Below are 24784 nucleotides of genomic sequence, written 5' to 3' on the forward strand. Positions count from 1 at the left end.
TCAAGCTATAGAAGAATAGGTTATCATATTAACAAAGAAAACTTTTTGGATGTAAATGTTTGTATTACTGACAGTTAAGGTCATTTCAGATTATCCAATTCAGTATGAAGAACGTTATGATTTTTATAGAAAGAATTACACATTTAATTATATGTCATTTGATGGCAAAAAAATAAGTAACTACTTTAAAAGTTCTGAAAATCCATCAAAAGGATACATTTATGATCTTTTATCAATGGATATTTTGCTGAGCAAAGCTGATTTTCCTATTGAAAAAATACCCAAATCATTGTATGATATTAAAAGTATGGCTAGTGAGGTTTATGTCGGTCAAGATTCATTAAAAGTATATGAACCACATAATACAAAAAATTTTAAAACAATCTCATCAAGTATTCCATTTAAATATTTAAGGGATATAAAAGTAGCTAAAGATGGTGTTGTTTTAAAATATTTTGCCAAAATTTCACTTAAAGAAGGTATTAAATATATAAATCTTAAAGAAATTGAAAATATACAAGTGTTTGATTCTCATGAAGAAGGAGAAAGATTTGTTATAGCCCCAAAAGGATTAGAATTGTACAGCAATTTAGAAAGTGAGGATAATTTTGGGAACAAAGATTTTTTAATTGCCAAAATTCCCAAAGGAACCAGAATTGAATTGATATCAGATTCTCATGATTACCAATATATAAATGGTAAAAAAGGTAGTTTGGTTAATGTGAGATACTATGATAAAGAAGGAGAAAGAATAGAGGGAATTGTTTTTAGTGGATACCTATCTATAAATAAACCTTATTAAAATTAAGTATTCAGGAAAACAAGATTTATGTAGATTATCAAAAGCATAAAAAAAATGAATTTATTAAAATATACTTTAATCCTTTTATGTTTAAAAGATTTACTTATACCTTTTCAAAGTGAATATACTTTATTTTTATCATAAAAATAATCTTCTTTCGGATTCAGAATATATGGAAAATAAACAGATTCCTGAGGTGAAAATTGTAAAGGTAAAAGACGAGTATTATATTAATAGTGAAGTTTTTGATTTAAAAATAACATTTCTACTAAAACCTTATAAGTATAGTTTTTTAAATGATGAAATGAACTAAAAAAATAATAAATATTATAATATAAGTTTAAAAGCTATCGTAGACGATAGCTTTTTTGCTATATAAAAACAGGACTCATAAAAAATACAAAAATACCCCTCCAAAAGAAAAATAACCACTCTGATTTCCTTGTATGAGATTCATCTTGTAGTGTATTTGATATGTTTTTTCTAGGTTTAGTTTAAATAAACAGATTGTAATTTAGGAACGGCAAATGGATTAATTAGTTATGAAGGGTGATTTTTTGATATGCAGCTGATTGTTAATTTGTTATTTTGATGAAAATAGAAAATTGTATTTTAAATAAATAATTATAGCTATGAGAAAAATAATAATGCTGTGTTTTGCTTTTTTGCTTTTTGGAAAAACAATGGCACAGGAAATTCCGTTACTATCCAATATTTCATCTCGAAATAACATCAACCTAAATGGAAAATGGAGTTATATCGTCGATCCGCTTGAAAACGGATATTATGATTATCGTTTAATGCCTTTAAAAGACAACGGATTTTTTGAAAATAAAAAATTCAATACCACAGATTTAACCGAATATAATTTTGCCACTTCAGCCACGATGGATATTCCGTCTGATTGGAACTCAAAAGATCAAAGATTGTTTTTTTATGAAGGAACAGTTTGGTTTCAAAAAGACTTTAATTATAAAAAAGATATTCAAACTAAAGGTATTCTTCATTTTGGAGCAGTTAATTATGATGCAAAAGTATATGTAAACGGAAAATTAGCAGGAAGTCACGTTGGAGGTTACACGCCTTTTAATTTTGATGTAACCAATTTATTAGTTGACGGAAATAATTTTGTCGTAGTAAAAGTAGACAATAAACGTTATAAAGATAATGTTCCAACGGTAAATATGGATTGGTGGAATTATGGTGGAATTACAAGAGATGTTACTTTGGCTCAGGTTCCAAATACGTATGTTGAAGATTATTTGGTTCAGTTAGACAAAAAAGAAAAAGGAAAGATTTCCGGCTGGGTTAAATTGAATAGTGAAATCGTAAATCAATCAATTTCAGTTTCAATTCCTGAATTAAAAATCAAAAAGAACATTACAACCGATGCTAAAGGTTTCGCGTATTTTGAAATAAAAGCCAATCCAGTTTTGTGGACGCCTGAAAAACCAAAATTATATGATGTAGCTATAAGTAAAGCCGACGAAAATATAAACGATAAAATTGGTTTCAGAACAATTGAAACTAAAGGAAAAGAAATTCTTTTAAACGGGAAAAAAGTCTTTTTAAGAGGGATTAGTATTCATGAAGAAGCGCCTTTTAGATCTGGAAGGGCCTGGTCGCAGGAAGATGCTGTTACACTATTAACCTGGGCAAAAGAATTAGGTTGTAATTATGTTCGTTTAGCGCATTATCCGCATAATGAAAACATGGTAAAAGAAGCCGAAAAAATGGGATTAATGGTTTGGTCTGAAGTTCCGGTATATTGGACAATTTCATGGACAAATCCAGATACATACGCGAATGCCGAACGTCAGCTGCATGATATGATCTACAGAGATAAAAACCGCTGTGGAATTGTAATTTGGTCAATAGCAAACGAAACGCCCCATGGCGACGACAGAGATCTTTTCTTGAGCAAATTAGCAAAATATGCCCGCACGCAGGACAATTCTCGTTTAATCAGTATGGCGATGGAAGTAACCAAAAGTTCGAACAATGTTAATACGCTGCAGGATAATATGAATGAATATGTAGATATTGTGAGTTTTAATCAATATTTAGGCTGGTACAGAGGAACGAATGAATCTTGTAAGGATATGCAGTGGGTAATTCCGTATAACAAACCGGTTATCATAAGTGAATTTGGAGGCGAAGCTTTGCAAGGATTACACGGCGACAAAAAAGAACGCTGGAACGAAGAATATCAGGAAGAGCTATATATTCAAAATACACAGATGTTTAATCGAATTGAAGGCTTAGCTGGAGTATCTCCTTGGATTTTGGTGGACTTTAGATCACCAAGAAGACAATTAACAAACATTCAGGATTTCTTCAACCGTAAAGGTTTAATTTCAAGTAATGGAATTAAAAAGAAAGCTTTTTATGTTATGAAAGATTGGTATGCACAGAAAGAGGAGGAATATAAGTAAAAGGAGTTTTAAATAAACTGAAAAACCTTCAAGGTCAGAAATGATTTTGAAGGTTTTTTATTTCAATGATTTATTTTCTCCGAGAGTTCGAATCCCTCTTTCTCCGTTTACACAAATGCTAAAAGTTGCAATCAAAAGAGAAAAGGTTTAAAAAAAACAAAACCCCTAACATTTGTTAGGGGTTTCAAGTTCTGCGGAGAAAGAGGTTCTTCTCAAAATCGCTTCAAGCCAATAAAACCAAAGGTTTACAAAAATATATTTTTCAGGGTACCAGCAAGGGTACCAATTAGAACTTTCAAAGTAACTTCAATTGCAAATATATGATTATTAAATTAAAGGATATTCATATTTGATAACCTTATTATATTACGATTTATTGTAAAGTTAAATCTTCTTGATTAACGGAAAAAATATCAATTAAATATTTTTCAATACTTGGAGCAAGGTTTCTGTAAAGTGGTAAATTCTCTTTTGGTACGTCATCTTCCGAAATACTCAAAAAATGTATTACAGCGATTGGTATATTTAAAACCTCACTAATTTTTTCAAGTGTATCTGATTGAGGTTTGAAAGTACCGCTTATAATCTGTGATAACGCAGTAGGGCTTTTGCCAATTAACTTAGCTACTTCTACTTGTTTCATGCCTCTTTTTTTGATTAAAAGTTTAATTACTTTACCTATTTCCATACTATAATTATTTTCATTGAAAGATGGAAGCAATACCTGCGACTGTAGTTATTGCTTCCACTAATTTAAGTGCTATTTGAAGTTTTTCTTCATTTGTTTTAGCTTTAGGAATTTCTTCTCTTAGCATTATAAACAATTCTCTACTAACATCGTTCATCTCTACATTTAATAGAGCGTAGTCTATTTGAGATATAATCTCATTATTTTTATTTTTCATTTCTTTAATATTTTTAATTTCTAATAATTTAAAATATTAAGGTCTAGAAAACCATTTTTAAACCTTAATTCGCCTAGGCTGTTAAAGAATATGAATGGTATTCGTCATCTAGATTTTTGAAATGAAAACTATTTATTTTTCTAAAAAAATCCCTTTTATCTAACTGACTTTTGTTCAGTTTAACGGAGAGTGATATTATTATTTTAATGAAAGTTAATTCTAATATCGAATAGTCAATCGTTTCTTCTAACTCTTCGATTTTAGAAAAATAATTCCAAATAAAATTTTCTAAACCAACTGTGTAATTAAAATCGAAATCTCCATTAATAATGTAGTTTTTCAGATTTTCTAAACTCTGTTGACGACGAGCATAGTCACGGTCTAATATTACGCTTGCAGACTGATAAAGACTACTATAATCATCAGTATAGCTAATACTTCCGCTTAAAACTTTTTCGACTTTCTTACTTATCTCATCCTTTAAAAGACGATTCTTTGCGATATCGTATTCAGCAAATGATTGCAAGGTTTCGTAGTGTTCTAAATTTTTAAAACTGCTATGAAATTTTAAATTACCAAATTCAATATTTCCTAATTTTGGCACAAAATGCTCCCAAGAATCTGATATACTTATTTCTCTATATTTTGGAGTAATAGATAAATAAAACGGAGTATTAATCTTCTCAAAATATTTCTGGGAACGAACAAACTCTTGTAAAGCATTCCAATTGCCTGACATTCCACCGCTATTTAAAGACTTAATAATTTTTAATGGGGATGAAATATTATCAGAATTTAAATCAATTGATTTAGCTAAATTTTGATATCGAGAAAATATATCATTTGTTTGATTAACTCTTAAATTTATTTCTGCTATTTTATTAAAAGCTTCGCTCGATTTTATAAATGAAGATTGAGTTTTAATTATATTAGAGAATTTCTCAGATGCTTTTAATTGAGCATTAAGTGTCGAAGAGAAATTGATAATATTTTTTAGCGAATCATTCATGTCTGCAAATTTAAGTCAAACTTAAATAATTCACAAGTTTATTTTATTTTTTTTGCATAAATTTAACAAAATGTTCCTTTTGGAAAAAACGTATTACATTTAAATAATAATTTTTATAAATAAATCTATAACGTTTTATGAAATTATGCAGATAATATTTTTTTAATTAACTCGTTCGTTTGGTTACTGAGAACTGCACTTTCTTTTGTGGTAATAACGTTTTCATAAACCCCCAGGTTTTTAAATATTTCTTTCTTTTCTTGCCAATTTTCATTGTAATTTTCGTTGCCGAGCAAACCTAAATGTTCCCAATACCAAGTTTTGCCGTTGTGTCTAATTGTAAAATCAGGCTCCTTCCACTGCCTTGAATTGTAATAGAGTTTTTCTTCGTATTGAAATTTAATATTAGAATGAAACAAGATGTTTGCTATAATAACTTCTGATTTTGAGCGTACCCAAATTCCACTTTCTGTTTGATGAATTTTACCAAGCAAGTGTTTACTTATGCCTAAATAACTTCCAATTTCTTGATGCAGGAATTCCGAACTATCAAAATTGTCAAGAAGATAAACGAGGTAATCTAATAAGTTGTGTTTATATTCCTTTTTTATTTCTGTTTCAGTACTTATACTATTAAGTTGCTCTTCATTTAGTTCTGCTTGAGAAACGCTAATTATTAAGCATTTGTCAAGAGTTTTACTTAATGTAGCATCTTCATCAACTAATGCTTTATAAGTAATGTTGAAAAATTCCTTACATGATAAGTTTAAATTTTCATGCTTTAAAAATAAAGGAATGACCATACCTGTTTTTGAAGAATCTATCATAGATTTTAATTTTGGATTGGTATTAGTCTTAAAAACTTTAAGACCAGTAAAGCCTTTACCTTCAATCTTAATTGCTTCACAATTTAAAAAATAAGGAAGTACTTTTTGCAATTCTTCCTCTGCGAAATATTGTAATGTCTTTTTCCCAATTTCATTGTTGCTTGCTTTTTTAAACAGGTCTTTTATTTCATTACCTTTTGGAAAAGACTTGTTTATAAAATGTGTTTTACGAACTTGAATGTTTTTGTTTGAATAAAGCAAATAAGAAGTTGCACCTTTTTGGTCTCTTCCCGCTCTTCCAATTTCCTGATAATATTGTTCAATTGATTCAGGTAGCATGAAATGAATGACAACACGAATGTTTGGAATATCAATTCCCATCCCAAAAGCATTAGTTGCAAAAACTAAATTTGTTGAACCATCTTTATATTCAGAAATGATTTTTTGTCTTTCCTTGCTTGTCATATCGCCATGAAACGACAATGCATTATAGTGCATTTTATTGGCAATATTACATAAATCTTCAGCTCCGCTTTTGTGATATTTGCGATATAAGTAAACTAAGGTTTTTTCGTCTTTGTGGTCTTCTATAATTTCCCAAAGTCTCTTTAGCTTCTCTTCCTCTGTTAAGAATTTTTCAACTTTTAAATCAATGTCAAATCGTAACAAAACATCATCTTTAAAAATTGATTTTTTGTCAATTTTTAAATCACTTGTAATATCGATAAGCTCCTTTGGATTGATGGTAGCGGTTAGTCCTAAGATGTTTGGCCATTGATTAGAGAAAACTGAATTTAAAAAAACTGGAATATGTTTGTAAAATGGCCTAAAATCAAACCCCCATTGACTTATACAATGAACTTCATCAATCACAACTAATTTGATTTTGTTCTTTTGTACAGAAATACAGTACTCAAAAAATCCGTCAGTGGCCATTCTTTCAGGGCTTGCAAAGATGAAATCAGGACTAATTTCTCCCTTTGCAAACTTTTTGAGTTGTTTGATTTGTTCTGAAGCTTGCATGCCACCGTGAATTGCCAAAACGTTGAATCCTTCTTTTCTAAGTTTTTCGGCTTGTTCGTCAATTAAAGCAATAAGTGGAGAAATGACTAGGCAAGTTCCTTTTAAAGCTTTTGCAGTAATCCAATATATTAAAGACTTTCCACCTCCAGTTGGCATTACTGCTATTGTAGAGCCACTTCTAATAACGTGATTAATTACTTTTTCTTGAAAAGGTTTTAATGGAAAATTATCTGCTAATGCAGGAAATTCCTTTTTAAAAATTTCAACCGCGTTAGTAGTCATAATGATAATTTTGTGAATTTTGTTTTAAAAGATTTATTTCATTTTGGTGGCTTCTTGAAATAAATGACAGAAACCCGTCCACAGCTACAAATCGATATTGAATTGATAGAATGACGCCATTTTTCGCATAAAGTTCTTTCAGTTTGTTAAAAATCATTAAAGCGTAAAAAGAGAAAATTCCATAAGGATAAAAGTAATTTTGCTGTGTGGTTCCTTCATTTGAATTAATCATTAAGAATTGAGATTCTTCTTTGCAATCAAATTTCTTTTTATTGCTTAAATAATATAATGCCCAAACTGCTTCACGGCTTCTACTGGGATACATTTCAGGGAATAGCTTAAAAATAAAATGACTTTTTATGCCACCTCCAATAACGCCATATGCAGTGTAAGTCTCTTTATCCAAGTCATAATAGTCTAAGTCATCACATTTGTTTATTTGCTCAAATTTCTTTCCATCATATCGCTCATTTTTCCATTGATTAGCCAATTTTATGATGTTTGAAGTTACTTCAAATAAATGCCCTGGTTGCGCATTGTTGAAAGCTTCACGAAATTTATCAAGTTCTTTTGCTTGCTTATTTTTAAGTGTCTTACGAATAATTGGAATTTGATTTTTTAAAACTGTGTTTTTAAAAGAATTTACGTCATATTTATATTCTTCGAGAGATTCTAAGTCAAGAATTTCTTTATAGGACTCTCTTTCTTTTTCAAATTCAGCAATTGTCTCACTCAACAATCTTTCAAGAATTTTTTTTATATCTTTTTCTTTCTTTTTTGGTTTTGATGTTGAGCCGAATTTTTCAGCAAGTTTTTCAGCTAAATTTCCTTGAATAGAATGTCCACCTTCTGTGTCCACATACTGTTGAAAATATTTTGGAATGTTTTGTTTAATTTCTTCCCAAACGTTGTCAATATGTTCTTGTTCATAGCAAATTTGTTCAATAGCGTTCGGATAATACATATTTATTTTTACTATTTAGTGATTAATGATAGTATTCGCTAGCACAAGTTTTTTTTAATATTAATCGATTTATGAAAACAGATGTATAATTAAAAGTATGATTGAACATATTACACCTGAAATGAAAGAGAGTCGAGATTTTTTTTTTGCATCTAATTGTTTGTCATTAAATTTCTTTTTTAATTCTATGTTTTCCTCTCTTTTGTCTTGTTTCGTAGAGTCATTAATATTTGCTAAGAAATAATTTTTGCTTGAATCACTTTGCATTCCTGAAATTATAAAATAAATTGTTAGTCCAAAACAAATGATAGAAATTATTATACAAACTTTTATAAAAATGTGTAAATGTTTTTCATTAAAAGCTAGAATGAAGAATGCGCCTATAATACCCGTTGATAATGATAAGAGTTGTCGATTTAAATCCCTAGATATATTTCCCGCTTTTTCATGAAATTTTTGTGATAATTCATCTGAATTTTTTTCTTCTATATATTTTATATTTTCTGCCATATATATTGTTAATGTATTATTAGATAAATTATTTTATGTGTACAGAATCAATAGGTGTTTTATTTTGCATATGATTTTGGTAAACTTCTGCAAACTTATACAGTACATTTCTTAGCATAAGTATTTCTTCATCAGTATAAAAAATTCCATTTTTATTTAATTTTTTTTGCATTTTGTAAGTGATAACATTTTCTATAGTTATTGCTGTTAATTATTAATCATGTTTCTAAATTTATTACTAGTCTGAGATAGAATTATTGAGTAAGTTGAGTAAGTTCATTCATTTGAGGATAAATATATATAATAATAGACTTATTTCTCTAGCCGTAATTAAAAAAACCGTATTTATACGTGGTACGTTACAATTTCTAGTTATTATCTTTCCCCAATATATTTTAGTAAAATATGGTTTTCCGTAATGGAACTATGATTTAAAAAATGATATTTGTTTTATGTTTTTAAATCAAGTCATCTTATTATAAATAGGGATTTGTTTTTTTAGAATAAGTGGCAATATCAGATTTGTAAGAAATCAAAATGAATTGATTAAATCCATATATTACCATGCAAATTTTAACTTTTAATGATTAAATAATATGGATTTAACTGATAATAGTACTTCAATAATACTAGCTATAATAGCATTATTTGCAGTTGGTATAGCTATTACCATAACGGTAAAAAAGATTAGTAAAAACAAATCGAATGACAGAAATTTAAAAAATGTCAAAGCAGGTGGAGACATTGTTTTTGGTAATAAAAAAACTACAACAAAAAAATAAATGAGTGATAGTTTTAATTTAAATGATGTTAAAGCAGATGGAGATATTGTTTTTGGAAATAAAAAAACAGAACATCACTATCATCAACAAAACAAAACCAGACTATCCGTTCTATTTGAAAAATTAAACTGTGAATTTGAAAATAAAGAAGAAATTTCGGGTCTCATAGACGATTTAAATAGATATATTATTTCTAGAGATGTTATTGGTCTAGAGCAAAAGTTAACTGATGGCAATCGTGAAGATTTGATTGAAGATGCATTGTGGTTAAAAGAAGAATATTACAAAAAATTAACTAAATTTCAGTTATACAATTCCGCTCAAAAAATTCAGGCATGCTTATTAGCAAGCATACTTGAAAAATTTACTTATAAAATCCGTCCATTAATTAGAGCTAATTCAACAGATATTGAAGTTAGTAAAGCCATTTCAAATGAAATAATTAATCCTTTGATGCAGTTAATTGAGCAAGAAGGAATTGAAGATAATTTGCTTGGCTTTTCAGCAACTGATATAGAAGGAATGATTTATTATTTAACAGGCAGATGCCACATAAAATGGACATAATATGTTAGTGTACCACTCAGCGTTTGATATGTATCATTGTATATATAGATTGATACAGTTGTTATCTAATTTAAAGGAAGAATATGTTGAATTAGAGCGATTAAGAATTTGGGATTATTATTTAGCATTTCCAAATGAAATGGCTAAAATTCGATATGAAAAAGGGAATAAGGATATACAGAATCTTTTTCCGAAAAAATATAATCCTTATGAAGCAGTAATTGATAATAGGATTATTTTTGAAAAAATGAAACCTTATCAAATGACTGCGATAAAGACTTTAGCATCTTATGGATTAATAAAAAAAGATTATCTAACAGAGAATAGAATCACAAAAATTGATAAAATATTGTTTGATAATCTTTTAAAAAATTATGAACCTCTTTCAGACAGAGAAGATAATATTATAAGAATCATGACATCTTATTTTTATCAGATGCCGTTATATGGAGAAAAAGGTTTAAAGGATAGAACTAATCTACTAGAATATAGATATGATGCATAACAATTTATTTTTAAATAGGCTTGTTGTTTTTACTAAGGACGGTAAAAAAGCCTATGATGAAAAATTTCAAAAAGGAATTAACATTATAACAGGAGATAATAGTAGTGGTAAATCAACTATTTCACATTTTATATTTTATATTTTAGGAGGAAGTTTTACTGATTGGACACGTGAAGCCAAAAAATGTTCGGAAGTATTTGCTGAAGTTGAAATGAACGGAGCAACTTTAACTTTAAAAAGAGAAATTAGTGATTCCCCTCAGATGCCGATGTATATATATTGGGGGAAGTATGTTGATGCCCTTAAAATTACTATTGGAGGACAATGGCAAAAATTCCCATATAAAGCATCAGATAAAAAAAGCTTTTCAAATGTGCTTTTTGAACAACTAGAGATACCAATAGTTGTTGGAGATAGTAATATTACAATGCATCAGCTTTTAAGACTTATGTACATAGACCAAGAGTCGCCTACAAATTCTTTGTACATGTATGAGTCTTTTGATTCACCATTAACAAGGCAAACAGTATCTGAATTATTATTGGGAATCTATGATGAATCACTATATGCAGATAGAATAAATAAAAAGGATGCAGAAAAAAAACTTACTAGTTTAAAAACAGAAATTGAAGCAATAAGAAGTCTATATAGTGATAAAAGATTATTAAATCCTGAACATATTAAAAGTTTAATGAATCAGATTGAAGTTGAAAAATCTGAAGTTGAAGAAAGTATTATAAATTTAAGACAAAACACTAAAAAAGTCAACTATACTCAAAAGTCTAAATTAAATTTTGAAGAAATTAATTCTGAGGCTCTAAAAACTAGGGAAAGAGTTAATAAATTGCAGAACGAAATTAATAACTTGAATTATGAGATAACAGATTCAGAATATTTTCTTCAAAGTTTGCATCATAAAAGAAAGTCTATTAATAATTCTATTGCTACAAGAGAGAATTTAGGAAGTTATCATTTAGATTATTGTCCAGAATGTCTTTCAAAATTAGATGCTATCCATGAAGGTAGCTGTAAATTATGTAAGCAAGAAGTTGACGATAGTTTTGGAGTCACTCAGGCAAGGCGAATGGAGCAAGAGCTAACTTTCCAAATTAGAGAGTCAGAGAAATTAATGCTAATTAGAAAAGAAAATTTGTCAGATTTAATTATTAGATACGATAATGAGAAAGTGAAATTAAAAGATGTTCAAGATAGAGTAAATTTTTCACTTAAAGATGTGACATCCTTTAGAGATGAAAGAATTGATTCGTTGCTTATAAAGAAAGGTGAATTGGATGGTGCGACAAATCAATTTTTAACCTTTTTAGAGACGGCAGACAAACATGCTTCTTTACGAGATAATCAAGGTAGGTTAGAGCTTAATATTTTTAATTTAAAAGATTCTATAGACGCCAAAGAGGAGCAACAAATTACGAGGAAAAATAAAATTAAAAGTAGTATTGAGCATTTTGCTTTACAATTACTGAAAAAAGATTTTGAAAGAGAGGAGGTATTTAAAAATGCACGAAACATAGATATCAATTATTATGATAATGCGATATATGTTGATGGAGATGTAAGAAACTTTTCAGCGAGCTCTAATTTTTATCTCAAGATTACGGCAAGATTTTCAATTTTCTTTGCGTCCTTAAAAATTGAAAACATGAGATATCCTAGGTTTATAATGTGTGATAATATGGAAGATAAAGGAATTGAAAAAGGAAGAAGTCAGAATTTTCAAAATTTAATTGTTAAAACAGCGAACGAATTTTCAAACGAAGATTACCAAATGATATTTACTACTTCAATGATTTCTGATGATTTGAAAGATAGTGAATATATAGTTGGAGAACATTATACAATCAATAATAAGACGCTTAAATACGTGTAGTTTTTAATTGTAAAAGATTTGAAAATTTTTCAATATATTTCATTCTTATTATTACTACTTTTATTCAAATGAAATTATTATAATGGAAAAAAATAAAATTGATATAAGCTCAACCGCAATTGAAAAAGGTATTGATTTAGTTAAAGATTTATTAGATAAATTAGTTGGCTCAAGTATTGAAGAAACAGGTTTATTATTTTCAGACAGGATAAAATCTATTAGAGTTAAATATCAGATTAAATCTTTAGTAAAAGCTCAAAACTTAATTAAGGAACATAATATAAAGGTTAAACCGATTGCTTTAAAAAATCTAGTTCCATTACTTGAATTATCTTCTTTAGAAGAAGAGGAGACTTTACAAGAAAAGTGGGCTAACATGATTGTAAATTTTAGCGATTCAAATTCAAAATATGAATCTTCTATTTATCCGTTTATATTAAGTCAAATATCAAAAGATGAAATTTTAGAAATTGAAAGAATTAAAGAAATAAAAACAATTAATGAAGCTGATTTAAAAATTACTAATATTGATATTTCAAATTTGATTCGATTAGGTTTATTAGCTCGTGAAATTTCAGAGGGTGGTTTTGTATTTATGGATGAAGAAATACCACCAATTTATTACAGTATAACTGAACTTGGCGATAATTTTGTAAAATGTTGTGCAATAAAAAAGTGACTTAAGTTGTTATGTTTTTAGTAATTCAGGTAATCTACTTTTAAATTCTTCGGGACTAGTAACTTTTATCGGTTTTATTTTGATGTTACTTTCTCTATTAAATTTTATTATTTCACTAGCTACTAAACCAGTAAGCTGAGTGTTGTAAATTAACCAAACGATTCCTTCTTTACCTCTAATTGAATTTATTATACGGTGAATTGTGTTTAATCCAACTTTGCTTCGATTCAAATATTTTATTTCAACGAAATATTTTTTATTATTAGCATCGAAAAAAGCATCAACTCCATAATCATTTTCTGTTTTGGTAAGATTCTGGATAGTTTTATCATTAGAAAGAATTTCTATTATATCTTTTTCAAACTCATATCCATTGCCATTATAATTATATTCTATTGTGATATCCTGAATACTATTATCAATTTCATCTTGTTTATCTTTTTCTGTTTTAAATTTTAAGAATGAGCCTACAATACCAAGAATCGACAAAATCACAGAAATTGCCATAATGAAAAATGTAGACAAATTTAACCACGATTTATCTTCCTCAGCTTTTTGAACTTTGGCATTTGAATTTGTTAAGGGTAATTTTGCTTTTTCAATTTCTGTCATCAATTCTTTTCTTTTATTCAATGGGAGAAATTTGTCTTCCATAAAAGATTCTTGAGTTTGAGTCAAAATATCATTAATTGAATGAGGGTATTTAATATGAAGAGAAAGTTCTTTAGCTTTCACTAAAGCTTCTATTTCAGTAATCTTGAATATTGAATCACTATAAACCAATTCTTTTACTGATTTTTGAATTTCACTTTCAGCATTTCGAAGTTTTTCATTTTTCATTTCCTCCATCCATGATGGAGCATAGAAAAAACCTAGGTAGATTGTTAGAAAAATTCCAATAACACTAAAAATATTTGATATATTTTTAAGTAACCAATTGAAGAATTGCATAGTCTATTTATTAATTATTTTCGTTTATTATAGGTAACATTTTTGCGCATGAATCTTTTGTGCAGTTTTTTGAAAAGAGCTTTGCATCAATTTAATGCCAAATCGGTTATAGTAGCTTTTAGGTACAGTATATTTCTTTTAATGGCTTAAGACCAAACTCATATAATTTTTTTCCTGTTGGCGTTATTTTTAGTTGCTCTTCAAATATTCTACCAATACCGCAAGCTAATAAAAAAGCTTCTCCTTCCATTGACTGAATCATTGTCTTTTTCATTTCTTTGTTAAAAGATTGAATTAAAAAAATGTATCCAGATGGATTTAAGTGATTTAATGCAAAAGATATTTTCCTATAATCTTCCCAAGTTAAATCCGCTTCAATATGTGCCTTTAAAAGATTTGCTAAGATTTTAGCTTTTTCAATATCTATGAATTTTTCTATTAAAACTAATGTAATTTCTATTATTTCATTTCTATATTTATTATCTTGATAAAGTTTTTCTTTAAAATCACGTAGTTTTTCTTCATCAATTTTATGAGAATGAAATTCTTGAAGAAATACTAGGTTTTTTTTCATGTTGTATCGTGCATTAATAGAAGAACTTATGTTATAAAAGGAAGCTAAAGTTTTTACCCAAGGAATTTCTTTAATTATTTCAGATGTAGAAATTAAATCTAAAGCAATTTCACTATAATTTACACTTAAATCAAATGTTTTATTAAATATTTCTTTTTCAAAAGAATCTGTTATACTAATATCGTTTATTGTTTCGTTCTTCATTTTTGAATATTATGTTGAATGTTTCGCGATTTTGTGAAGTTATGAAATTACTAATGTAAATTTTTTACTTAGATAAATTTCATAAAAGATATATGAGTTTTTTACATTTTACAATCTCAAAAGACCACTGTTAGCGGGTAGTCAGTGCTATTAAAAAATTTGGTTTTTAAGATGTCGGTTTATAATGGTTAATTCAGTTTCTGGTCTTTGTAAATTAAATTCCTCAAAGGTTACTAGTTCAGGGAAATGAGTTGTATTTTTAATAATTTCCATTATACTCTCTACTATTTGAGCGCTTTCATTATCAATATTTAGTTTACTATTAAATGTTTTATATAGTAAACCTAAGAGATATGAAGAATAAAAAGAGCAGAATGAAAAATAATATTTATTAAAGTTTGTGATTGAAATATTACTTTCTTCAGTGTTATTATTCTGATACCATACAGTTCTCAACATAACACGAGGATTAAAATGAACAAAACTACAAGATGCTCTATAAAGGTAGTTATAAAGCTCTTCTAGATTTACTTTTTGAGCTAATTGAAAAGTTGGTGGAAGTGTTTTAGCATTTATTCCATTACGCTTAAAGATGTCTTCTAATCCTTCTGCTTCTATGTGGTCAGAAAGTTCAGCATTTAATATTGGTTGAGCTGGCCGATATTTTTTCATGAAAATGGATTGTTGTTCCAATTCTTTTTTTGTAGAAACTTTAAAAATTGATTTTACTATAGCTTCTCTGTCTGCTTCTTTAATTTCCTGATGAATATATTTTAGGACAATTATTTCTTCACAAATTCCTCTTAGAGATGAGAGAAATAGAAATGAGTTTTCATTATCAATTTGTTCATGAAGAATTTTATTAAGTTGCAATGATTTCGTAAATGCTACGTGAATAAGCACATCTAACTGATTTTTTTCTTCAAGGTTGATTTTTTCTATACTTTCAAAATTAATGGACTGATATAAATCTTGCATTTTTTTGTAATTCCCCATATAGTGCTGATTGTGTTTGTTTTAACTTGTGTTTGTTTGTGAAAAATATTAGTATATTACGACTTTCAGGATAGCGTATTGGAAGGTTTATTTCGTTTTTCTTATTTCAAAAGTATTAAATAGTTACAAAGTATTTGTATTTCTTTTTTACAATTTGAAATAATTTAGCTATTAATTTAATTATGAAAAACCATATTTTATAAAAAGTAATTTTGATTAGACATTTGATAAATATATTTAAATATTAATTATAATTTTTTTATTATGGACAATACAATTATGTTGCATAATCTTTCGCCTGTAGACTTAGAGCGAATTATTAAAGAAGCTGTTAGAAATCAATTTGAAGAATTTCGTAGAACTTTATCAATTGATAGTCCAGACCTATTACTTACTAGGTCTGAAGCATGTAGTTTTTTGAAAATTAATATGACGACATTATGGAACTGGTCAAAGAAGGGCAAAATTATTTCGTATGGAATTGGAAACAGAGTTTATTATAAAAAATCTGAATTATTAGAGAGCTTAGTTAGATTAAATTGAATAATATTATATTTCTATTAATAATTTTGGTATAAGTGAATTTATGTTAATGGTTCACAGTATTCTTTATTTACTACCTTATCTCTCAAGACTGCTTTATTACTAAAGTTTCTTGTTATATTTCTTACTATTTCACTGTAGTTATCATCATTTATTCTTTTATGATAAAATGGTTTTATAGAGACACAATTTTTATGTTCAAAAAGTGTACTTAAAAGGGTTCGGTCTGAATTTCCGCAAGAATGACCAAAAATAAATATTTGGTAGTCGCCACTATTTAAAAATTCTAATAGCTTTTTATAGTTATCAGTTTCTAAATACTTAATTGATTTTATATTCTCAAGATAAGTATTGTCATTTAAATTTTCAATTGATTTGTAATCTTCATCTATTTCGTCTCCAAAGCCGAAAATAACATTGTTATTATCTCTACTATCTGTAGTTCCATGAATATGAATTGTACTTTTCTCTAGATTTCTATTTATGTTTCTAGGAAGGTCGTACCAATTCATGCTATAATATAATCTTTCCGTAAAAGTGTAATTGAAATTCAAAAATAAAATTTCGGTTGGTTGCAGGTTAACATGGTCTGTAATAGAATCATTAAGTAGTCTCCTTCTTAAGCTTTCTATAGGGTCATTTTTTCCTATAGGAGAAATTAATGCTTGTTTATCTTCACTTAAATCTGCGATAGTAATGTTTCCAGTTTTAATACCTTTAAGGTCATCTTTTATTTTTTGATATTCTATTTCAGCTAATTTGTTGATAGATGCTTCAGTAAAATCTCGTAATTTGAAATCAGAATAAATTTTATATGCAATAGATTTTTTTAGATTTTTATCAGTGTCACTTTTGTCGAAGTTATCTTTAAAATGATTTTCAGTTTCTTTTAAATAAGATTCTAATAGTTTTTGTACCTCAGTAAAATCAGAATTTAGTTGAGAAATTTTGTATGTACAGTTTTCATCCTTAAATGATTGTTTTAAAAGTAAATAATACTCATTTTCTATATCGACCCAATTTTGAATTTGTTTTTTATGATTGATGTGTTCAAGAAATTTATTTTTAAATTTTAGTTCACTTCCATGGGTGCTTAAAGTTTTATATAATTCCTCAAATTTAATAATTGAAGAAAAATATACAGATTTTGGTAATCGGGTTAGCTTAATTTCTGAATTTTCAAATGATTCATCTTTATTTAACTTGATATCTGCTATTACTTTAAACCAATAATAACCGATGAAATCATTATAGCTTGTTCTCATACCATGAGCTAAATCAAATCCGTTTCCGATAAGTATAATTCTATTCATGATTTTGTTTTAATCAAATATATAGAATATTTTTTCTTACAATATTGAATGTTGAATTTATTTATAATAACACTTTTCTAATCTTGACGATAGTATTATTTGATAAATTGGTAATTGATGCCAGTTTTCTAATGGAATAATTTTTATCTTTTATTAGTTCTAAATGTGATTGATTGTATTTTGACAAAAATTGTTGAGGTGTCTCGATGGTATTTAATTGTCTTCCTTTGTAAGTCCCTTTAGCTTTCGCAATTAAGATGCCTTCTTTTTGTCTTTCTAGTAAAGATGCTCTTTCCATTTCTGCCACATTGCTTAAAACATCAGTTATCATTTTGAAGATAGAATTGTGTTTGTTGTCAATCATGGAGTATAAACCAATGTTTTCTACATATACATTAATGCTAAGATTACTTAATGTATTTAATGTTGTTTGAATGTCAAAAGCATTTCTTCCTAATCTATCAATGGAATGAACTATTAAAGTATCAATCTTTTTATCTGATATATCTTTTAATAATTTTATAGCATTTGGACGTTCATTAAATGGAATCGAACCACTGCACTTATCAATATATTGTTTATGATTAACCGTTGATTGTCTGTCAATGTTTTGCTCAGTTGTACTAACTCTAATATATTTTGCAGTTTTCATAATCTTTGCTTTTGTTAAAACAAAGGTAAAAAAAATTATTTAAATGTATCATTTTTAGAATGGTTATTTTTAATACATCATAAATTCAGTAAAACTGTTTATATTTTGATTAAAATTGTATGACCACTTGGGTATAATCTAAATTTGCGACATATATTGATGTCTAGGTTCAATTTCATTTGTATTATAAATAATATTTATTGTTGCTCCATTGGTTGATAATGATTTGCAACAAGGCGGTATTCCTATTTTATCTAAAAGCATTCGCATTTGAGTTGGTCTAAGTAAGATTTTCTTTTTCATAGTTTTTTTAGTTATAAATATCAGTTCAAAAAAATTCTGGAAAAAAATTCTGGAAATTTTGAACGGCTATCCGAAGTGCATGATATTAAAGGGCTCTTTTTTGGAAATCCTGTGGGGCGATAACAGTATCATGAATATATAAAGCCTTGTGAATAAAGGGATAGGGAGGGGTGGGATAGGGAGCTAAAGATTCTTTAGATTTACTTTTAGTAAACCTTTTACGTGCTAGACAATGACAATTAGGTACTATTAAATTAAAAAAGAGGTACCGAAAAGTACCTCTTTTGATATAATTTTATAGATATTAAATTATTGGCATTTGTTAATTTCAGCATCAACATAAGAAAACAATTCGTCCTTATAACTGTCTGGTAAATCATTATCTTCTACTATATTTTGAATTACTTGAGGTACATATATTGCCCTAGTGCTCTCCACATAATAGAGTTCTTTTTCTCGTTTTGTTTCGTTGCTGAATGATTTTGCAAATGTATATTGTTCACAATATTTCTGAACTATCGCTGTCTGTGCCCAAGTTTTCAGCTCATCCATGCTTTTTGTTTTCGGATGGTCTTTGTTCCACTCGTTGTCGTAATGCCTGCTAAGCATATAGGCTCCTAGACAAAGAAGCGTTACGCCTACCAAAAATATTCTAATAAGAATAGTAAATGTTTTGTTCATTTTTAGTGTTTTTAAGGTAAAGTAAATATGAGCAAACATAATACTAAAAATTTAATTCGGCAAATATGCCGAACAAAAAACAATTGATTGTTCGAATTTTGACTTATGTCAGAAGAATTTTTAATAAAACTAGGTGAGATTATAAGTGTAAGAATAAAAGCCAAATTTAAATCTACTTTGGATTTTTCTTATGCATGTGACGTTGATGAAACAAGTTTAAGGAGGATTGTAAAAGGAAAGCAGAACTTTTCAATTAAAATATTTTTAAAAATCTGTAATGCACTAGATGTTAAAATGTCAGAACTGCTTTCCGAAGTTGATATGTAATTTATAGAATTTCTTTACTGATTTGCAAACATGTCAGATAGTTTTCCTTGTTGTTCCTCTGAGATTATAATTCCGATATCTTGTCTTTTTTGCCCTAAAACAAGTCCAAAAAAGTATTCAGCAAACTTTTCAAAAATGACTTCTTCAGTTTTAAAATATTTTTTGAATTTTTCTATTTGTTGCTCATCGAAATCCAAATCAATCATCAAAGAAGAGAGTTGAATAGTATCTCCATCTTTATACTTTATAATATTTTCATTTGCCTCAAGATTAGAATTTTCTAATATTTCTTGAGTTGATTTTCCAGATGTTGAATCTTGTTTTTCTTTTATTGCTGTAGAATTTAAAAATATCTTAAGTTTATCTACATCAACTTTAATTTGATGTCCAGAAGTAGAAGTGTTTTTATCATAGTTTATGCTTTCTGATTTGAAAAAATCATATGTATTTAAAGATTTTAATACTGACCTTATTCCTCCTGGTTGCATTCCAAATTTCAATGCTAAGTTTCGGTTTGTTTCTCGACATACTAAGCCATTTTGTTGCCAACCTATTATATAGGAGATAAATATTTTTTGAGTTGAATTTAGTTTAGTATTTTCTAGTAAATCATAGTTAACCTTAACGTGTGTTCCTTTTGTTTTTTTATTCATATTAATGTGATTTTAAGTAATTTTTATCTGTTTGTTTTCAACATGGTATGCTGTTTTGACAGCATGGATATGTTGTTTCTACAATATGTATCCGCTTGTAGAAGAGCAGGAGTATGATGTTAGAGAAGTAGGAGGATGTTGATTGAAGCTCTATCTATTAGATTACTATTATATTAAATAAGAATAGATATTATATTAAACTATATTAACTATTATATCATCAAAATTCACGAAGGTATTTCTAATAATTCTAGATTTCTTTTGGATTTATAATCAATTAACTATATCAACTTATAGGAATTGCTAACCAATTAATTTTTGCATAGAACATACTTCAACGAAACTTCCTGCGGAGCATTTAACTTTTCTATATATAAGAATAATATCAACGTAAAGCTCTGACCTTTTAATTAATTGTAATAGGTTGGCTCCGCTTCAATTGCCTCCCCCAGTTCCGCTAACCCCCTCCAAACTTCATATTTATTAAAGATTATTCTCTGGAAATTCTCGTATCATCAAGTCTTCAGGAATTGCCTTAATTTTATCAATCTGCTTGAAGAAAAATGGAACACTCTTCTTTTTGCAATCATCTCTCAGCAATCTACCCCAATCAGTATTAAAAGGTCTTTTGCCATGACCGCTTTCACCTCCACAGATGACCCAATCAACTAAATCGAGCAATATTCTATCGGTTCCGTCATTTGCTTTAACCATTAAGTCAACTTTCTCTAATTGCGGTTCCACAGAAAGAAATTTTAATCCATTAACCTTTGAAAGTTGAACAATTAATTTATTCGCAGTTTCTTGGTCTACAGGTGAAGTGCCAAACATCACATTTTTTGGAGGATTTTTTTTCCAACTCTCAGGTATGTACTTATTGATATTTGAAGGTCTTTTGGTTAGTAGTAAGAACATCAGATTAGGAGAGTTAGGAACTACTTCATTGAAGAATTTGTCTCTCAATTGACCAGTATTCCAGAATTCGTTTTCTCCTTCCAGAAGAGGCTTCCCATAACTATCAACCAATGACATTGATTTTTCAAATATGTCCATCATTGACCCAACAAATACTCTGTGGATTGTTTTTTGTTTTTCTGCTTCTTTTTGAAATTTTGTAAATTTCGACCATACATCTTTAATCATTCTTCTGGGTTTATCAGTTCCCCATAAATCTTTTCCATATCTTTTGGATAAAGTTTCCGCATAACAATTGAGACATCCAGCATGTACTTCTGTACATCCCCACCATAAATTCGCTGTATGATTTGTCCATTCTATTTTACTGTTTTCTGCCATGTTGTTTTAATTTTTAGTGTTTATATTATTTGATTTAGATATAGGAAGTTCCGCTCCCATGTGTTGGGAAATCTTTTTCCTATAGATTTTGATTAGTTGCCTATTCAGAATTGAATAGATGAGAAAGGTTAACTTTCTTTGAGGTTCAATTTTTACGTTGAGTTTAGACAGTCCTCTTCCTGTCTATATTCAAATAGATTTTAAAAATTATAATTTTTATTGATAATTCAGAGGAGAATCCTCTGGAGTTGTTCAATCTATAATCGATTAGCTAATTCGATTATTAAAACCTAGACTGAACAATTTCTTAAAAGTTAACTGCTTTTTAAGAAGTTGAAGTTGCTGTTTTTGTTGAATATTTCATCAATTTTATCAACAGGATAATAATAGATTTCACCTAATTTTGTGAATGGTAAAATATTGTTATCTCGATAACTTAGAATAGTATTATCACTAAGTCCGAAATACATTTTAAGATGCTTGTTTCGATAATATCGCTTAGGATAGTCGATACTTTCAATTTTAGTTTTAAGCTCTTTTAATAGCTTTAAAACAGGTTCAAAATTTTCGTTTGTTTCTTTCATAGTTTACTTTTTGAATTTCATTTGACAAAGGTATTTCTGAAAGTTGAAAATTAGATTTAGTAGTTAACAATTGTCAACTATTATTTAAAATTTATATGAATCAATAGCTTCAAGTTTATCCAGTAATTTTCTTAAAGCTCTATTATTTGATTCAGTTTCTGAATAGCTTTTTAATTTTGATAATTCACTACCAACATCTTTCATATGGAATGTTTTTCCTTTGTCATTATTATCTCTAAGTTCTGTGAAAGAAAAATTCTCTTCGATGAATCTGCGTCTTTGTTCATCGTTTTCAAACTTTAGTAAATTTGATTTTTCAAGTATATAAATAAACATTACAGATTCTTTTTTGCTTAAGTTAAATAATGCTCTTCCAGAACTAATAGGCTTAAGTTTAGCATTTAATTCTAGCAGTTCCTTTTGAGAATCACCTGATGAATTAAAGCTTAAGAAGCTTAATTCTTGGTTAAGTGAATTGACAATAAGTTTTAATGTTTCTATTTTTTGAGAAAATACAGACTTTGTATAATTATATAATTCTTTTTCATAAGAAGATAGGTCTTTACTTACCGCATTGTAATTGTGCGTATATATCACAAGTTTTTCTTCTAATATTGCTTTTGCTACTTTTGCTTCAACTAGATAATTATAAAGCGTAGAAGCATCATATTTTTTAATCTTTAAAGTGTATAGAAGTTCTAAGTATTTTGTGAAAACGCTTGAATAATATTCTTGACTTTTTTCTTCATCTAACTCATTCTTTTTTCCATCTCCAAGTCCTTTCTTGGATACCAAAAAATGAGTAGGTATATTAATCATTTCAATGCCAAAAATAAGGTTACTGATTGTGTATGTCGAATTTTCTTCCATAATAATAAAAGCCAACATTTGTCGGCTTTCAAATTTACATTTTAAATCTATTTAGTCAAATTCTGCCATTAAATTTTTCATGTGTTTTTTAACGGTTCCATCTTGTAGTTGTGCGTAATGTTGGGTCTGTGTTATACGTTTGTGTCCCATAATTTGACTTATAACTTCCATAGGAATACCATTTGCTAAAGCAACAGTAGTTGCGAACGTATGCCTTCCAACATACCACGTTAAATTTTTATCAATGCCACACATATCAGCAATTTCTTTGAGATATGCATTCATATTTGAATTACTTCGGTTTGGTACAAGTCTACTTTCGTCTACACATTCTGGGTCATCTTTATATTTATCAATAATCCTTTGTAATGGAGGAATTACTAGTACATTTGTTTTTACACCAGTTTTTTGTCTTTTGGTTTGAATCCAGCTGTCTAAATCATTGTCTAAATTATAATTACCTTGACGTAAATTCATAACATCAATTGGAGCGTAACTCGTGTAACAACTAAATAAGAATATATCTCTTGCTACATCAAGCCTTCTATTTGAAAAAACTTTGTTTTCAATAGCTCTTAATTCCTCTAATGTTAAAAAGGTAGTGTTGACATCTTTTAATTTTCCATCATAGATTGAAAAAGGATTATTATTTATCAGTCCAATTGTTATTGCATGATTAATCATTGAAGAAATGTTTCGGAGGTATTTTACAGTGGTATTATTTCCTAATCCCTTATTGTTTCCATGTATCCTTTCGAATCTTAAAAATTCATCAAGACCGTACACAAATTGTCTCGATATTTTATCAAATTGAATATCATTGATTTTATATTTAGAAAGGAGGTATTCTTTTATAACATTAGCCATTCTTTCATACTTTTCTAAGGAGCCTTGCGCTCGGTCTCCTTTTTTTACCTGCTTTTTAAAATATTCATTGTGATTTTTAACAATTTCTAATAATGTAATTTTGTGCTCTTTGTTGAGGTTAAAGCAGTAATTTTTTAAATACAGTGGAGTTATTTCTTCTTCGCCAGTATAAGTTTTTGATAATTCAATGTATTTTTCTTCAATACTATCAACCAAAGCTTTTAAGTAGTTTCTTAAATTGATTTCATTATCAATTCGAAGTACATTTCTTAGGCTATTTGTTTTTTCCCATCTTTCAACGGAAATGTATTTAGAAGTTGAGAAGGTAGCGTACTTATTTCCTAAATAAATTTTGCCATAGATTGCTGTTTCTCCATTTTGATTTCTTTTGTCTCCTTTTAGGTAGAAGCTCACTTTTTGTTTTTTCATAATTACGTTTTTAAATTCATGCAAACGTACTATTGAAAGTTTCTAAGCCCTTGTATTTGTTAACAATTGTCAACTTTTAGGTACCCTAATTTTGTGTTTCAATCTCAGGGTACCAAATAGGGTACTTGTCGAATGAGATTTAAAGTTTGAAATGAAAATGAACTCATTTAGTAATTTAAATCAAAACGACTCGTAAGTGTTGTAAAATATAGGATTTTGTAAAATAAGGAAAGTATTGAAATGTAAAAAGCACCTCATTGAGGTGCTTTCCGCGGAGAAAGAGGGATTCGAACCCCCGGACCTGTTACAGTCAACAGTTTTCAAGACTGCCGCATTCGACCGCTCTGCCATTTCTCCAGTATG

28 protein-coding genes and 1 tRNA gene are annotated in these 24784 nt (G+C 28.2%); 10 read left to right on the forward strand and 19 right to left on the reverse strand.

Annotated elements, in window-relative coordinates:
- The first annotated feature begins 55 nt into the window (after positions 1-55).
- The 3 genes from B3C18_RS22730 to B3C18_RS22740 all read left to right on the forward strand — a co-directional run bounded on the left by B3C18_RS22730 (position 56) and on the right by B3C18_RS22740 (position 3237).
- The gene (locus tag B3C18_RS22730; protein WP_291152264.1) at positions 56-802 is read left to right on the forward strand and encodes a hypothetical protein; all 747 of its coding nucleotides are present in this window, start codon (positions 56-58) and stop codon (positions 800-802) included.
- Positions 803-974: 172 nt separating this feature from the next.
- Positions 975-1115: a hypothetical protein gene (locus B3C18_RS22735; RefSeq protein ID WP_291152266.1), complete on the forward strand. Its 141-nt coding sequence runs from the start codon at positions 975-977 to the stop codon at positions 1113-1115.
- Positions 1116-1434: 319 nt separating this feature from the next.
- Complete coding sequence (locus B3C18_RS22740; protein ID WP_291152268.1) at positions 1435-3237, forward strand: glycoside hydrolase family 2 protein; 1803 nt, start codon at positions 1435-1437, stop codon at positions 3235-3237.
- A 373-nt stretch (positions 3238-3610) separates the two neighbouring features.
- Here the strand turns inward: B3C18_RS22740 and B3C18_RS22745 are convergent, their stop codons facing one another.
- From B3C18_RS22745 to B3C18_RS22770, 6 genes are all read right to left on the reverse strand, one after another.
- Complete coding sequence (locus B3C18_RS22745) at positions 3611-3925, reverse strand: helix-turn-helix domain-containing protein (protein WP_291152270.1); 315 nt, start codon at positions 3923-3925, stop codon at positions 3611-3613.
- A 13-nt stretch (positions 3926-3938) separates the two neighbouring features.
- Positions 3939-4142, reverse strand: coding sequence for a hypothetical protein (locus B3C18_RS22750; RefSeq protein WP_291152272.1), 204 nt, complete (start codon positions 4140-4142; stop codon positions 3939-3941).
- Positions 4143-4215: 73 nt separating this feature from the next.
- A complete protein-coding gene (locus tag B3C18_RS22755) occupies positions 4216-5151 on the reverse strand; it encodes a hypothetical protein (RefSeq protein ID WP_291152274.1) in 936 nt (311 codons plus the stop codon).
- Positions 5152-5294: 143 nt separating this feature from the next.
- On the reverse strand, positions 5295-7283 hold the full coding sequence (locus B3C18_RS22760) for a RecQ family ATP-dependent DNA helicase (RefSeq protein ID WP_291152276.1): 1989 nt from the start codon (positions 7281-7283) through the stop codon (positions 5295-5297).
- Positions 7273-8247 (reverse strand): hypothetical protein, encoded by a 975-nt coding sequence (locus B3C18_RS22765; RefSeq protein ID WP_291152278.1) that lies wholly within the window; start codon positions 8245-8247, stop codon positions 7273-7275. Before B3C18_RS22765 ends, B3C18_RS22760 begins: the two co-directional genes overlap by 11 nt.
- 69 nt (positions 8248-8316) lie before the next feature.
- Positions 8317-8757 carry a hypothetical protein gene (locus B3C18_RS22770; RefSeq protein WP_291152280.1) on the reverse strand — a complete coding sequence of 147 codons (441 nt, stop codon included), beginning with the start codon at positions 8755-8757 and terminating at the stop codon, positions 8317-8319.
- A gap of 596 nt (positions 8758-9353) precedes the next feature.
- On the opposite strand from B3C18_RS22770, the gene B3C18_RS22775 reads away from it, so the two are divergent.
- From B3C18_RS22775 to B3C18_RS22795, 5 genes are all read left to right on the forward strand, one after another.
- Positions 9354-9539 carry a hypothetical protein gene (locus B3C18_RS22775; RefSeq protein ID WP_291152282.1) on the forward strand — a complete coding sequence of 62 codons (186 nt, stop codon included), beginning with the start codon at positions 9354-9356 and terminating at the stop codon, positions 9537-9539.
- The gene (locus B3C18_RS22780; RefSeq protein ID WP_291152284.1) at positions 9540-10106 is read left to right on the forward strand and encodes an ABC-three component system protein; all 567 of its coding nucleotides are present in this window, start codon (positions 9540-9542) and stop codon (positions 10104-10106) included.
- Between the two features lies 1 nt (position 10107).
- Complete coding sequence (locus B3C18_RS22785; protein ID WP_291152286.1) at positions 10108-10611, forward strand: ABC-three component system middle component 5; 504 nt, start codon at positions 10108-10110, stop codon at positions 10609-10611.
- Entirely contained in the window at positions 10601-12499 is a 1899-nt protein-coding gene (locus B3C18_RS22790) for an ATP-binding protein (RefSeq protein ID WP_291152288.1), read from the forward strand. The genes B3C18_RS22785 and B3C18_RS22790 overlap by 11 nt, the downstream gene beginning before the upstream one ends.
- An 82-nt stretch (positions 12500-12581) precedes the next feature.
- A complete protein-coding gene (locus tag B3C18_RS22795; protein ID WP_291152290.1) occupies positions 12582-13178 on the forward strand; it encodes a hypothetical protein in 597 nt (198 codons plus the stop codon).
- 9 nt (positions 13179-13187) lie between these two features.
- On the opposite strand, the gene B3C18_RS22800 is transcribed toward B3C18_RS22795, so the two are convergent.
- The 3 genes from B3C18_RS22800 to B3C18_RS22810 all read right to left on the reverse strand — a co-directional run bounded on the left by B3C18_RS22800 (position 13188) and on the right by B3C18_RS22810 (position 15903).
- Positions 13188-14129: a restriction endonuclease gene (locus B3C18_RS22800; protein ID WP_291152292.1), complete on the reverse strand. Its 942-nt coding sequence runs from the start codon at positions 14127-14129 to the stop codon at positions 13188-13190.
- Between the two features lie 118 nt (positions 14130-14247).
- Complete coding sequence (locus B3C18_RS22805) at positions 14248-14907, reverse strand: hypothetical protein (protein ID WP_291152294.1); 660 nt, start codon at positions 14905-14907, stop codon at positions 14248-14250.
- A gap of 150 nt (positions 14908-15057) precedes the next feature.
- Complete coding sequence (locus tag B3C18_RS22810; protein WP_291152296.1) at positions 15058-15903, reverse strand: DUF5677 domain-containing protein; 846 nt, start codon at positions 15901-15903, stop codon at positions 15058-15060.
- A gap of 264 nt (positions 15904-16167) precedes the next feature.
- Between B3C18_RS22810 and B3C18_RS22815 the strand changes: the two genes are divergently transcribed.
- Positions 16168-16446 carry a helix-turn-helix domain-containing protein gene (locus tag B3C18_RS22815; protein ID WP_291152298.1) on the forward strand — a complete coding sequence of 93 codons (279 nt, stop codon included), beginning with the start codon at positions 16168-16170 and terminating at the stop codon, positions 16444-16446.
- Between the two features lie 41 nt (positions 16447-16487).
- On the opposite strand, the gene B3C18_RS22820 is transcribed toward B3C18_RS22815, so the two are convergent.
- From B3C18_RS22820 to B3C18_RS22835, 4 genes are all read right to left on the reverse strand, one after another.
- Positions 16488-17759 carry an AbiH family protein gene (locus B3C18_RS22820; protein WP_291152300.1) on the reverse strand — a complete coding sequence of 424 codons (1272 nt, stop codon included), beginning with the start codon at positions 17757-17759 and terminating at the stop codon, positions 16488-16490.
- A gap of 61 nt (positions 17760-17820) precedes the next feature.
- Entirely contained in the window at positions 17821-18411 is a 591-nt protein-coding gene (locus tag B3C18_RS22825; RefSeq protein WP_291152302.1) for a recombinase family protein, read from the reverse strand.
- 138 nt (positions 18412-18549) lie between these two features.
- On the reverse strand, positions 18550-18714 hold the full coding sequence (locus B3C18_RS22830; RefSeq protein WP_291152304.1) for a hypothetical protein: 165 nt from the start codon (positions 18712-18714) through the stop codon (positions 18550-18552).
- Between the two features lie 309 nt (positions 18715-19023).
- Complete coding sequence (locus tag B3C18_RS22835; protein WP_291152306.1) at positions 19024-19395, reverse strand: hypothetical protein; 372 nt, start codon at positions 19393-19395, stop codon at positions 19024-19026.
- Between the two features lie 105 nt (positions 19396-19500).
- Between B3C18_RS22835 and B3C18_RS22840 the strand changes: the two genes are divergently transcribed.
- Complete coding sequence (locus B3C18_RS22840; RefSeq protein ID WP_291152308.1) at positions 19501-19722, forward strand: helix-turn-helix domain-containing protein; 222 nt, start codon at positions 19501-19503, stop codon at positions 19720-19722.
- Positions 19723-19736: 14 nt separating this feature from the next.
- Here B3C18_RS22840 and B3C18_RS22845 read toward each other — a convergent pair whose 3' ends face one another.
- The 6 genes from B3C18_RS22845 to B3C18_RS22870 form a co-directional block, all read right to left on the reverse strand.
- A complete protein-coding gene (locus tag B3C18_RS22845) occupies positions 19737-20375 on the reverse strand; it encodes a hypothetical protein (RefSeq protein ID WP_291152311.1) in 639 nt (212 codons plus the stop codon).
- A gap of 483 nt (positions 20376-20858) precedes the next feature.
- Complete coding sequence (locus B3C18_RS22850; RefSeq protein ID WP_291152313.1) at positions 20859-21671, reverse strand: DUF5131 family protein; 813 nt, start codon at positions 21669-21671, stop codon at positions 20859-20861.
- A gap of 314 nt (positions 21672-21985) precedes the next feature.
- Positions 21986-22255, reverse strand: a complete 270-nt coding sequence (locus B3C18_RS22855; protein ID WP_291152315.1) for a helix-turn-helix domain-containing protein — start codon at positions 22253-22255, stop codon at positions 21986-21988.
- Positions 22256-22339: 84 nt separating this feature from the next.
- The gene (locus B3C18_RS22860) at positions 22340-23143 is read right to left on the reverse strand and encodes a hypothetical protein (RefSeq protein WP_291152317.1); all 804 of its coding nucleotides are present in this window, start codon (positions 23141-23143) and stop codon (positions 22340-22342) included.
- Between the two features lie 33 nt (positions 23144-23176).
- Positions 23177-24421, reverse strand: coding sequence for a site-specific integrase (locus B3C18_RS22865; protein WP_291152319.1), 1245 nt, complete (start codon positions 24419-24421; stop codon positions 23177-23179).
- Positions 24422-24693: 272 nt separating this feature from the next.
- Positions 24694-24778, reverse strand: a tRNA-Ser gene (locus B3C18_RS22870).
- Positions 24779-24784: the final 6 nt, after the last annotated feature.

Origin of the sequence: Flavobacterium sp. UBA7680 (genome assembly GCF_002482975.1) — a bacterium.
Taxonomy (GTDB): domain Bacteria; phylum Bacteroidota; class Bacteroidia; order Flavobacteriales; family Flavobacteriaceae; genus Flavobacterium.